14 protein-coding genes and 3 tRNA genes are annotated in these 12,235 nt (G+C 33.9%); 12 read left to right on the top strand and 5 right to left on the bottom strand.

Annotated features, from left to right (window positions below):
• Positions 1-18: 18 nt before the first annotated feature.
• The 3 genes from M2372_RS21700 to M2372_RS21690 form a co-directional block, all read right to left on the bottom strand.
• Positions 19-93: transfer RNA gene (locus M2372_RS21700), tRNA-Pro, on the bottom strand.
• Positions 94-199: 106 nt separating this feature from the next.
• Positions 200-273 (bottom strand) — tRNA-Arg (locus M2372_RS21695).
• An 18-nt stretch (positions 274-291) separates the two neighbouring features.
• Positions 292-366 (bottom strand) — tRNA-Pro (locus M2372_RS21690).
• Between the two features lie 238 nt (positions 367-604).
• Here M2372_RS21690 and M2372_RS21685 point away from each other — a divergent pair.
• The 7 genes from M2372_RS21685 to M2372_RS21655 all read left to right on the top strand — a co-directional run bounded on the left by M2372_RS21685 (position 605) and on the right by M2372_RS21655 (position 5,645).
• Positions 605-889: a hypothetical protein gene (locus tag M2372_RS21685; protein ID WP_115970789.1), complete on the top strand. Its 285-nt coding sequence runs from the start codon at positions 605-607 to the stop codon at positions 887-889.
• A gap of 11 nt (positions 890-900) precedes the next feature.
• Positions 901-1,620 (top strand): hypothetical protein, encoded by a 720-nt coding sequence (locus M2372_RS21680; RefSeq protein WP_148060817.1) that lies wholly within the window; start codon positions 901-903, stop codon positions 1,618-1,620.
• A 75-nt stretch (positions 1,621-1,695) separates the two neighbouring features.
• Entirely contained in the window at positions 1,696-2,193 is a 498-nt protein-coding gene (locus M2372_RS21675) for a hypothetical protein (RefSeq protein ID WP_123321192.1), read from the top strand.
• 68 nt (positions 2,194-2,261) lie between these two features.
• Positions 2,262-2,759: a hypothetical protein gene (locus M2372_RS21670; protein WP_123321193.1), complete on the top strand. Its 498-nt coding sequence runs from the start codon at positions 2,262-2,264 to the stop codon at positions 2,757-2,759.
• An 86-nt stretch (positions 2,760-2,845) separates the two neighbouring features.
• A complete protein-coding gene (locus M2372_RS21665; RefSeq protein ID WP_123321194.1) occupies positions 2,846-3,571 on the top strand; it encodes a barstar family protein in 726 nt (241 codons plus the stop codon).
• Positions 3,572-3,657: 86 nt separating this feature from the next.
• Complete coding sequence (locus M2372_RS21660) at positions 3,658-4,182, top strand: thermonuclease family protein (protein ID WP_123321195.1); 525 nt, start codon at positions 3,658-3,660, stop codon at positions 4,180-4,182.
• 149 nt (positions 4,183-4,331) lie between these two features.
• Positions 4,332-5,645, top strand: coding sequence for a hypothetical protein (locus M2372_RS21655; RefSeq protein ID WP_123321196.1), 1,314 nt, complete (start codon positions 4,332-4,334; stop codon positions 5,643-5,645).
• Positions 5,646-6,232: 587 nt separating this feature from the next.
• Here the strand turns inward: M2372_RS21655 and M2372_RS21650 are convergent.
• Both M2372_RS21650 and M2372_RS21645 read right to left on the bottom strand, forming a co-directional pair.
• Entirely contained in the window at positions 6,233-7,063 is an 831-nt protein-coding gene (locus M2372_RS21650) for an oxidoreductase (RefSeq protein WP_123321198.1), read from the bottom strand.
• 82 nt (positions 7,064-7,145) lie between these two features.
• A complete protein-coding gene (locus M2372_RS21645; protein ID WP_123321199.1) occupies positions 7,146-8,042 on the bottom strand; it encodes an AraC family transcriptional regulator in 897 nt (298 codons plus the stop codon).
• 605 nt (positions 8,043-8,647) lie between these two features.
• Here M2372_RS21645 and M2372_RS21640 point away from each other — a divergent pair.
• The 5 genes from M2372_RS21640 (at position 8,648) to M2372_RS21620 (ending at position 12,232) form a co-directional block, all read left to right on the top strand.
• Entirely contained in the window at positions 8,648-9,046 is a 399-nt protein-coding gene (locus M2372_RS21640) for a transposase (protein WP_228455787.1), read from the top strand.
• A gap of 109 nt (positions 9,047-9,155) precedes the next feature.
• Complete coding sequence (locus M2372_RS21635) at positions 9,156-9,479, top strand: helix-turn-helix domain-containing protein (RefSeq protein ID WP_123321201.1); 324 nt, start codon at positions 9,156-9,158, stop codon at positions 9,477-9,479.
• 68 nt (positions 9,480-9,547) lie between these two features.
• Positions 9,548-10,453: a hypothetical protein gene (locus M2372_RS21630; protein ID WP_228455788.1), complete on the top strand. Its 906-nt coding sequence runs from the start codon at positions 9,548-9,550 to the stop codon at positions 10,451-10,453.
• A gap of 13 nt (positions 10,454-10,466) precedes the next feature.
• Complete coding sequence (locus M2372_RS21625) at positions 10,467-11,315, top strand: hypothetical protein (RefSeq protein WP_123321202.1); 849 nt, start codon at positions 10,467-10,469, stop codon at positions 11,313-11,315.
• 8 nt (positions 11,316-11,323) lie between these two features.
• Positions 11,324-12,232: a hypothetical protein gene (locus tag M2372_RS21620; protein ID WP_228438634.1), complete on the top strand. Its 909-nt coding sequence runs from the start codon at positions 11,324-11,326 to the stop codon at positions 12,230-12,232.
• Positions 12,233-12,235 lie beyond the last annotated feature (3 nt).

The raw sequence follows: 12,235 nt of genomic DNA, 5'->3' as shown, positions 1-12,235 counted from the left end.
TTAAAATCTTGAAAAAAGTCGGGGCGGCAGGATTCGAACCTGCGACCTCCTGGTCCCAAACCAGGCGCGATGACCGGACTACGCTACGCCCCGATGAGGTCATCTTTAATGAATTTTACTTCATTGTTTTAATTTAAAAAAAGTAAAATACTTTCAAAAATTAAAATAAATAAACTCACATACAATATGAGCTATTTTGTGAGCGCGAAAGGATTCGAACCTTTGACCGTCTGCTTAGAAGGCAGATGCTCTATCCAGCTGAGCTACGCACCCTTAAAATCTTGAAAAAAGTCGGGGCGGCAGGATTCGAACCTGCGACCTCCTGGTCCCAAACCAGGCGCGATGACCGGACTACGCTACGCCCCGATTAAAGGTCATCAATAACGAATTTTACTTCGTTTTTGCGGTTGCAAAGGTACAATACTTTTTGAAATAAAAAAATAAATTAAAGGATAATTTTTAATTAAATTTTGGAGAAACTTTTTTGTTAACTTTACTTGATTAATAACCATGGATTTAGAATAACTGGACTTTTTTTTATTTTTTTATTTTTTCCATAGCTCATTACCGAATTTTGTCATCCCCATCTTTAAAAATTAAAAATATGAGATCCCATGATTTTTATAAAATATATCTTCCCGCTCTTGAAAAAGCACTTCAAAATGATGAAGTGAATGAAGGCTTTTATGTTAAAGGTCCGGAAGACTATATAAACCAGGAATCGATAGAAGAGGCTACCCGGTACTTAGAAGAAAATGAAGATGAATTTCTGGAAAAAGTAGCCTATTATTTTGATGCAAAATCACATAATTTTCCATCCATCCAGGGCGTTGATATAGAGGTTTATAAAGAGCAGATTAAAAGTTGTATTTCAAAATTAAAATATTGATAATAAGTGATATGATGACTGTAAGTGTGAAATACAATGATTTGATGATCTGTAAAGCTTTACAGATTAAAATGGAATCTTTTAATCATAGTTTTGAAAAGATATTTGTTTTAAATGAGATTTCGTATGTAAGCAAAGATATAGATTGGGACAATTTTTATATGGATATTGTTTACTTTTCTATTGAAGTCACTGATCAATATGGGAATGATGAAGTTTTATATGATTTTCATTTTAGAATAGAGGATGCAACTGCAACGGAAGATTGTATTACAGCTAGAGGAATACCTATTATGTGGTATGATGGAAATAATTACGACCAATATGTTATAGATATTCTTTCAGCCTGGTCAAAAAATCAGGAAATAGATTTTTTAAGCTTAGATCAGGATAAAAAAGATGCATATTGTTCTTCTTGCAGAATCTGGAATTCGGGAACTGACAAGCTTAATAATACGTTTTATGAAGTGGATTTGGATCTGGTAAAATCAGATATAGACTTATTTAATTTAATGGGAGACGTATTATTAGGATCTAAAGGCTATCTTGGGTATGATTCCTATACTTTTGAAGATAGATTGGGGACAATCATCAATAAGGTTGAAGCAGATACAGTTATCAGACTTAAAAATTATCAAAATCTTAAACGATCAATCAATTCCAGAGAGTGGGAATATCTTGACAAGGCTTTTAGGAGAGAATATAAAAACCTTGCTTTTGTAATGGCTTAGATATTTATAAAGCTGTTCCATGTTTTGTTTAAATTATTAAGTTTTTAATTGATATCTTTTTCAGAAAAAAATACTATGAACTACTTTGTATATGCACTGGAGCATATCTATACAGACGATACTCACACGGACTGGAAATTTTTGGGATATTTTGATGATATAGAACTGCTCGAAATAGCAAAGGAGAACGTATTAACTCTCCCTGGATTTAGTACTTATCCTGACGGAGTTATTGTCCGGAAATATCAATTAAATACGATTCATTGGCAAAATGGATTCAATAGTGTTGTGGGAGAAATCGGGCGGGATTATTTAACGAAAGAAGATGTGATTAGTGAGGGCAGCAAATCAATAAAAGAGTTGAACTTACAATATGTTTTTCGGGTTAGTCATATTTATACTATTCATACTTTTTTAGATGATGAGAGAGTTATTGGTGTATTTTTAGATGAAGACAAAGCTGATGAAATTATTGACGAGTTAAAACAGAAACAAGGATTTGAAAATTATCCTGATGATTTTATATTGGGTCGATTTACTTTAAATGAGCAATTGTGGACATCCGGTTTTTAAAAAAAACATCTCTTCTTGTGTTTAAATCATTGATTTTTTAATTGGTATCTTGCTAGTAAAATAATACTATGAATTACTTTGTATATGCACTGGAGCATATCTATACAGACGATACTCACACGGCCTGTAAATTTTTGGGATATTTTGATGATATAGAACTGCTCGAAATAGCAAAGGAGAACGTATTAACTCTCCCTGGATTTAGTACTTATCCTGACGGAGTTGTTGTCCGGAAATATCAATTAAATACGATTCATTGGCAAAATGGATTCAATAGTGTTGTGGGAGAAATCGGGCGGGATTATTTAACGAAAGAAGATGTGATTAGTGAGGGCAGCAAATCAATAAAAGAGTTGAACTTACAATATGTTTTTCGGGTTAGTCATATTTATACTATTCATACTTTTTTAGATGATGAGAGAGTTATTGGTGTATTTTTAGATGAAGACAAGGCTGATGAAATTATTGACGAGTTAAAACAGAAACGAGGATTTGAAAATTATCCTGATGATTTTATATTGGGTCGATTTACTTTAAATGAGCAATTGTGGACATCCGGTTTTTAAAAAAAACATCTCTTCTATGAATTGATTGATGTTGGTGAACTACAGATAGGGATTGTAAGAAAGTTTACGAAATAAATAAAAAATAAATGACAATAGAGCTAAATAATAAATATTGTGGGATCAATTATATCAATTTAAAAAGGAATGAAAATATAATTCAAGATAAATTACTTTTAAAGATTGATAAAGCTTATAGACAAGACATTTTAGACCAAATTGAAGATGATGGTAAATTAAGTATTTATGTTGAAAGTAGAAATAATATTACCTTTTGTTTGTACGAAATAGCATTCACCACAAATTGGATTTATTTACTTGAAGAAGGTGATAATATTGAAGAAATATTTTTGGAAGTTATTATGTCAAATCATAAAAGTGCTTTAAGCAATAGTTATAATCAATTTATTGTTGATACTTTCTATAATTGGAATAATAGTATTGAGATTGATTGGACTAAGATTAAAAATTTAGAAATAAAAGGAGCTTATCTTAAAGCTTGTTATCTTTGGAACCATAATATTTTTGAAGTTAAAAATATCAATGAAGTATATATTGACGGTAGATCAATTGAAAGTGATGAAGATTTGTATTATTATTTAGGAGAGCAATTAATTGGTAAGAGAGGTTATTTCGGGAGTAATTTAGATTCTTTAGAGGATTATTTAATTGATATAGTTAAAAACAATGAGATCAATACAGCAATAATTTTTGATAATACTGATATTATCATTAAAAATACAAGTAAATATTATTTTGAAACGCTTGTTTATTTATTAGAAAAAGCTCAATTCAAAATTGAAATAAGAGAGTAGTTTTCACTGGCATGTGCTTTGATCTTCATTGCTTCCATCCTCCAGCTTCCTTTATTTTATTTCTCCTTAATCCCTATATTTGCCGCATGAAACGATTAATGTTGATGAGCTTGCTTTTCCCTGCAATCCTGTTTTCACAGACAAGCGGAAAAGTAATTAAAATCTCAGATGGAGATACCATTACAGTCCTTTTAAAAGGCAATACACAAAAGAAACTTAGATTAGCAGATGTAGATTGTCCGGAAAGTGGACAGGCCTTCGGGAAAAATGCCAAACAATTCACATCCGGAAAAGTATTTGGAAAAACAATTAAATTTACTGAAACCAGTACAGATCGCTATGGACGTTCTATTGCTAAAGTGTATTATGACAATGATAAATACCTTTCAAAAGAGCTGATAAAAGCAGGAATGGGGTGGTGGTACTTCTCTTATTCCAAAGATGATTCGCTGGGGAAAATACAGGAAAAGGCTCAACAGAAAAAGATGGGTCTTTGGCAGGATGTTCATGCTATTGCTCCCTGGGAATACAGAAAGATGAAACGGGAGCAATCAAAAAAGAAGAAAATGGAAGCATCTAAAATCCAAGTGAAAATGAAAAAAGATGTTTAAAAATAATGAAGAGCCTTAGATTGATTTCTAAGGCTTTTTTATGTCCGTGAAATAGCTGGAGTGAGCAAGGAACTAATTTATTATATTTGTGACACAGATACTTATAATACTTAATAGAGCGGTGATCTGCACAATTGAAAAATTAAGCCATGAGACAGACTGCTATTTTCATCCTATCGTTCTTTTTATGCATACAAAGTTTAGCGGGGCAGGTAAAGACGGTTTCTATTGATAGTATTTCAACTTTTTATAACGAGTTTAAAACCGAGTCTAAAAAGAATATAGAACTTTGGAATAAAGATCTCTATGGCCCAATACTTTTAATTAACCCAAAGACAAGAGCAATTTTTGCCAATGAGGCTGATGAAAATGGTATTTTAAAAGCAGCTGGAAATGTTTATACGGGAGTTTTACCTGATAAAATTAATATTGCGAATACTGCAGTAGACTGGAATGGAAAACGATGGACAATGATTATGCTTCCTCTCCCTCAAAATAAATATAACAGAGTTGGTTTGCTTGCCCATGAGTCTTTTCATCGTATACAGCCATCATTGGGTTTTGAATTGAGCAATGCTGAAAACAATCACCTGGATCAGAAAGAAGGTAGAGTTTATCTCCGTTTAGAACTTGAAGCCTTGAAAAAAGCCTTGAAATCTGTTTCAGAAAAAGAATTACAGGGACATCTTACGAACGCACTTACTTTCAGGAAATACAGACATAACCTTTATAATGGTTCTAACGTCAGTGAAAATCTATTGGAACTCAATGAAGGAATGGCGGAATTTACAGGAGTAATCATAGGTGGAAGAAATAAAACACAGTCCGAAGCTTTTTTAGTTGATGGAATTAATGATTTTTTTAAGAATGCAACATTTGTGCGATCATTTGCTTACTACACAGTGCCTGTTTATGGATACTTACTCTATAATAAAGATAAAAACTGGAATAAAAAGATGACGGGAAAAACGGATTTGACAGATTATTTTATTAAAGCATTCAATATTACTATTCCGGATCGTTCAAATAATACGGTGACAAAAATATCCGATCATTACAACGGAAGAATAATTTCCGAAGAAGAGACAAAGAGGGAAGAAAAAAAGAAAAAGCTTATTGCTGAATATAAATCCAAATTGATAGAAAATCCTCATTTTGAAATAAAATTCGAAAAGATGAATGTTTCTTTCGATCCAAGAAATATAATACCAATTGAAGATAAAGGAACCGTATATCCTACTATCAGAGTTACAGGCAAATGGGGAATTCTGACTGTTGAAAATGGTGCATTAATGAGCCCAAACTGGGATAAGATTTCGATATCTAATCCTGTCAGGATAGAGGGTGAAAAGATATCAGGCGATGGCTGGGTTCTTGAATTAACTGAGGGGTATAACATTGAAAAAAAAGAAACGAATGGAAATTATATGTTGGTTAAGTCAGACATCATAAGTGGAAAATAAAATAGAATAATCAAACGGCATTGTTGAATATCGATGAGCTGAAATAAACAAAAGCCTTACAATTCAAATTGTAAGGCTTTTGTCTAATATTGAGATTTATATTTTACAAGTCATTTGGATTGGGGAAAGGTCCACATAAGCATAACCCATTAGAATCACAGCCTCCACCACCATCATCTTTACATAATTCTCTACAAAGTCGTGGAAGACATTGGTTTGGTAAGATTCCTCCTAAAATAGTTTTCAATTCATTCCTCTTTAGAGTACTGTGTTGTTTTTTGAATGTTTTCACGGTAATTGTTTTTTTACATGTTATTAAACCAAATATATAAAAAATATCCTTTACTAGTGAAAAAACATTATGATACATTATGATTCAAACTTTATAAGGATAGAGTTTGGATAATAGTCTCTGCTGCGCTTATGAAAGGGAGGGTTCTCAATTATTTGCCAGGGCTTCTTGTTAGTTTTAATTTCGATAATTAAGATGATTGTGATTGTAAATAAGTTCTCTGAAAATCAATATATTCATAATATAAACAAAAAAACTCACCATAAAAATGATGAGCTTTTTGAATTAAAACAGACTAAAAATCCGTTGATTCCGAGAGATTTTTCCATTGCTCTATTTCCTCTGATAGTTGGGCGATTTTATCATTGGCTCTTTGATAAGCATCACTTCCTAAGAAAAGGTGCACAGGGGGATTGGGTATGCTAATAAGGGTGATCAATGCATCAGCAATCTTATCAGGGTTCCCTTGCTGCCTGCCGTCTAATGCACTGAATTTTTGATGACCCTCTCTCATGAAATGGTAATCATCAATCTGCTTGCTGCCAAACGCAATAGACTCAGGATGAGCAAAACTGGTGCGAAACCAACCCGGTAAAACAGATGTTACATATATACCCAGAGGCTTTAAATCATTAGCAAGAGCTTCTGATAAGCCATTTACCGCAAATTTAGAAGCAGCATAAATACTCCATCCGGTTCCTGGTGCAAACCCGGCTATTGATGAAATATTGATAATATGCCCTGAGCGCTGATTTCGTAAATAGGGAAGAGCTTGCTGAATAACTTTGGTAACCGCAAAGAAATTGACATTGAAGTTGTCCTGAATCTCCTGCTCGGACAGTTCTTCCAATGCTCCGCCAATTCCATATCCAGCGTTATTTACAATGACATCAATCCTTCCAAATTTGTTTTGTGTTTGTTTAAGTGAATCTGCAATCGATTTTTCATCAGTAAGATCTACCTGTAACGGAAGAAAATTTTCATTTTTTCTGATGATTTCTGAGAATGCTGAGGTCTGTCTTGATGTAGCGGCAACTTTTTGCCCCTGAAGCAGCAGTTGCTCTGCCAATGCCTGGCCCATACCTTTTGATGCACCGGTGATATACCATATCTTAGAATTTTCCATTTTTGTACTATTTTTATCAATGCAAAATTAAAATGTACAAATGATGAAATGATGGTAGGAATAAGACTAATATTTGTAAAAATCAAACCAATCGAAATGAGGTAGGATTGATTCCGGTTTGTTTTTTGAAAAATTTATTAAAGTGAGCAAGATCATCAAAACCGAGCGCTTCGCTTATTTCCGAAATGGTCCAGTCGGTATCCCGGAGCAGAATTTTTGCTTCAGTCCCTATTCTTTCAAAAATATATTCCCCGGTTGTTTTGCCTGTTATTTTTTTAATACAACGATTCAGGTAATTAACATGAACAGACAGTTTTTCTGCGTAATTTTTAGGATGGCGCAGCGCTAAAGTATCCGTTTTATACTGAATGGGAAACTGTTGTTCCAATAGTTCGGAGAAAATAGTAGTAATTCGTTTTCCGGCACTACCAAACTGGGAAATAGTATTTCCGGGAGGTGTCCATTTCATAGCCAGATAATACAATTCACTGACATAATTACGGATCAGATCATATTTGTAAATATAATCACTCTGTGCTTCCTGAAATATTTTAATGAAAAGATACTTTGCCTCCTCGTATTGAATGTTAGATAATGTAAAAACAGGAGGGAGAGAAGTATTAAAAAGAGGGAGCTGATCCAGTTGTAATTTATGAGTGCTCTGGAAAAATTCATTTCTGAAAATACAAAAATACCCTTTTGTATCAGAAGATAAAGGTAAGTAGGAATAAGGGATATCTGGGTGAAAAAATAATAGTGTGTTACCACTTACTTTGACTGTTTGATGGCCATATTTGAATATGTTCTCCCCTGAAAAAAGCATAATTTTAAAGAAATTTCTACGAATATGTGGAGGAAGCTCTTCATTATTTTTCATTCGTTCTTCAATACGGAATGCATTGAACTGACCTATCGTTTCGTATATATTTTCTGGATATGTATTAAATTTATGATGGTAAAATTCCTCTATGGTTTCCATTGATTATTTTCTGGATAAGTAAAACAATACCAAAGTACGAAAAAGAAAATATAAGCAAAACCAAAATTTATTTATGCTTGATTCTAAATAAAGAAGAGATGCATAGAAATGTTATTGGATTAATAGATAAAGTTATTTAATTGCCCATGAACCTTTCAGTAATATAAAATAAAACCTTACGGCAATATTGGTTTTGTGTATTTGAAGCAAATTTGCCAACAAATTAAAAACAAAATAAGTAAAACAATTGTAATCATGGGAGCAATGTCTGCATTCAAACACGCATTATATTCTTCATAACATCAATAAAAATATACCATCAATAATTATTTATTCTATACAATAGTAAGGGATGATTCCAATTTTAGGAATGTTCATCTTAAGTAAAAAGATGACTTTGATAGTAAACTAAAAACAAATTTTATGCAAAGAAAAAGTGATTTATGAATCGAATACAGACTTTTTATTGAATAAAATTAAGTTCAAACGATTGATAAAAACATAATAAAAAACACAAGTGATGAAAAAAAATAACCGTAAAATGAGCCTAATCTATGAATGTTGATCTAAAAAATATACATATTGGCTCTTTGATAAATTTACGTATGGAAGAATGTAAAATGGAGGTATTTAGAATCTGTAATTTTTTAAAATGTACCGAAGCTGAATTGAATTCAATGCTTTTGCAGAAGAATTTAAATACTGAAATAATCTTGCAGTTTAGCATATTGCTGGAGTATGATTTCTTTCGACTCTATTCTCAATATTTAATCCTTTATGCTCCACCAGCCAATGCTGATTATACCCGCAATGAAAATACAAAAAGCAGGCTTCCCCGATACAGAAAAAACATTTATACCCGTGAATTGGTGGATTTTATTCTGGAACAGATTGAAAATGGGAGTAAAACAAAAGTACAAATTATAGAAGAGTACAGAATTCCCAAATCTACACTGTATAAATGGCAAAACAAATATCAACAGACAAAAAATATCACTAAATAGCTTTTGTACAGAGCATATATCCAGTTTATCGAATTATATCTATAACCATAAGTCGCTTTATATCTTGTAAATACAGTATTTTTGACGGCGGAATTATGTGAAAAAAATTATGAAAAACACTCCTGATTATAAAAAAATATACAGTGATATTATCAATATAAAGTATCCTGAAAAAGAAGAGATGTGTAGAATTTTTTTATCTAAAGAAAATTTATCAGTACTGGACGTTATACAGATCAACAAAGTTCTTTTTAATACCAATTCCAGTGATAATACTCAATTCAATCAAAGACACCGTTCTTATGATGTCTCAGCAATATCTCATATATTGGATTACCAGAAAAAATATCAATTAAATAATTCTCAACTTGCCAAACATTTTAAGTTAAGCAGGAATACTATAACCAAATGGAAAAGTAAAGTGCTGGGGTAAAAGACTCCTGGATTACTTCAGTTAGCCATCTGCATTTCTAAAAAATTCAATTCATAAAAAACATACAAATGAAAAAGAAAATACGTTTTCTAGTGCTTGTCTTAGGAATAATTTATCCATGTACTGATCTTGTGTATGCACAAATTGGGATAGGAACATCTAATCCTCAAGGAGCTTTACATGTAGATGGAGCTAAAGACAATTCAACCAGTGAAACATTATCTGCAGTACAGATATCCAATGATGTTGTGGTAAGCAAAACAACAGGTTTTATTGGAGTAGGGGTTTTAACTCCTCTGGTAAAACTTGATATGAGATCTCAGGGCGCAGAAAATTCTCTAGGTCTCAATACTACTACCATGACTGCAACTGATGCTGGTGCCGGAGCGGTAAGGTATGATGTAGTGAATGTTCCTGTAGGAGCAAAAATTGAAGTATCAGACGGTTCTGTATGGCACAAAGCATATATAGCCCCTCAAAAAGTGGTGATTGTTGCCCGTAAAGTGAGCAGCCAGTCAATAACACAAAATACAGCCGCCAATATCAGTAATTGGAATGTAGTACGTGATATGAGCAGCAGTTTTGATGGAACATCGGGTGTTTTCACAGCTCCCCGTAATGGAACCTATACCTTTTTGCTAACCTTTAATTTCAATGGAGCTGTAATTAATGACGGGACCAGAGTAGAATCCCAATTTTATAATACGACAACCAACACAGTGCTGGCGAGTGTTTACAAAACCTTCGGACAATCCATGACAGGGACTTCGGATGACGCCAATTCTACCCGATCTACACAGGCGGGAGGCTCAAGTACAGTTACACTTACATTAACTGCCGGAACAAAGGTTGTAACAAGACTCTGGCACAATCTGATCTCAAGTGGATCCATAGGGTTGCGAGTGACCACTAATCCTTCTGATCCAACTAATCCGGATGACGGATTCAATAACTTAACGATTATAGAACATTAAAAGATAGATTACTATGAAGAATAAAATCAATATTATATATCAGGCATTTGCCTGTATTCTATTTTTTTACTCGTCTAAGACAGCTGCACAGGTAGGTTTTTTTACCTCTAGCCCTTCACAGCCCTTACAAATAGATGCAGCAAAAGACAACGGAACAACTCCTGATGCTGCAAAGCTTTCCAATGATGTGGTTGTAGATGCCAATGGTAACCTGGGCATTGGTGTTTTAAATCCCATAACCAAAGTGGATCTTCGTTCAACAGACAATAAGGGGCTTATTGGTCTCGGAACCGGCACACAAACACCCGCAGAAGCTGGTGCAGGGGCTATACGCTATAATACAGGTGGTTTTTTGGAATATTCTGATGGTGAACAATGGATTGCCCTACCTCTTGCCCCGCCAACCAAAGCACTTGTTAATGCCAATAAAAGTTCTGCCCAAAGTATAGGAGGTAATAGTACAACCTATATATCCGGCTGGAGCGAGACAGTAGATCTGGGAACCACTCCGAATGGCGATTTTGATCCTTCTACGGGTACTTTTACAGCCCCTCGTGATGGGTTCTATCTGGTATCTTTCAATATTACTTTAGCTAGTGGTAACATTCCAAAAAACACTTACATAGAAACAGCAATAGAAAGTAATCGGAATGTGGAAAATATTCAAATATTCAAAACGGTCAATTCTTATCCTGCATTTCAGGCCGGAGCTGTAAATAATTATATAAGTGGAAACTGTAATGCAATTTTTAATCTTAAAACTGGTAATACCATTAAATTCAGTGTAAAGCATAATATAAGTTCCGGAAGAAATACCTTAAACGATGGGAAGCTAAATAACCTAAGTATTAGCGAACTGTAAAAAAAATAATGATGCAACAAAATAATATAAAGAATTTAATCAGAGTATCCGCACTGCTGCTTTTCTGGGCAGGGCATAGCAATGCACAAATAGGGATGGGTATAGAAAATCCCACCAATCCTGTTGAAATTAAAACCGATGCAGGGAAGGTTATTGTTGACAATACCGGTAAACTTGGTGTATTGGTTGCCAGTCCAAAAGTTGCCATAGATTTGCGTAGTGGAAATAATGGTGCTGTAGCAGTGGGAAATACCAATAAAACGGCTGTGCAGGCTGGTGCTGGTGCATTGAGATATGTTGGAAGTCCAGCTATTGGAGTGAAAGGATATTTAGAGTTTTCAGATGGAACGAATTGGGTTAGTTTTTTTCCAAAAGGTAAACCACGAATTATTGTAATGGCCAGTAAAACTACTCAGGATACGTATGTGTTTGAGAGTGGTACACCTGCAGAGATTGGACCTAAATCCGGTATTGTGCAAAGGAGATCATCATATTTAACCAATTGGACAGAAAAATTAGATTCTGACTCTGGTGTTCCCACCAGTAACTTTAGTCCATCTACTGGTGAGTTTATCGCTCCTCGAACTGGAATATACTTTGCCACTTTTACTTTTGCATTACAATCGAGCCAGGTCAATACAGGAGGGAATAATCAGACAGAAGCAATTTGGGAGGTCAGAAATCCGGCAGGGACCATCACTCAAAGAGTCAAAACAAATAATGGATATGCTTCCGATACCGGAGCTGCTCCAAATGCAGTACCAGTGGGATCAGCGTGTACGGTAAGTGTTTATTTGAATAAAGGAGATAAATTAAGACCATTTACATGGATTACCGTAGCATTTGATGGTACAATCAGCCAATTCGATATTTCAGATAGTGGTGCCTATAACTCACTTACCATTGTGGAGCAATAATAT

Origin of the sequence: Chryseobacterium sp. BIGb0232 (assembly GCF_024810195.1) — a bacterium.
Lineage (GTDB): Bacteria > Bacteroidota > Bacteroidia > Flavobacteriales > Weeksellaceae > Chryseobacterium > Chryseobacterium pennae.
This window is presented reverse-complemented; position numbering and strand designations above follow the sequence as displayed.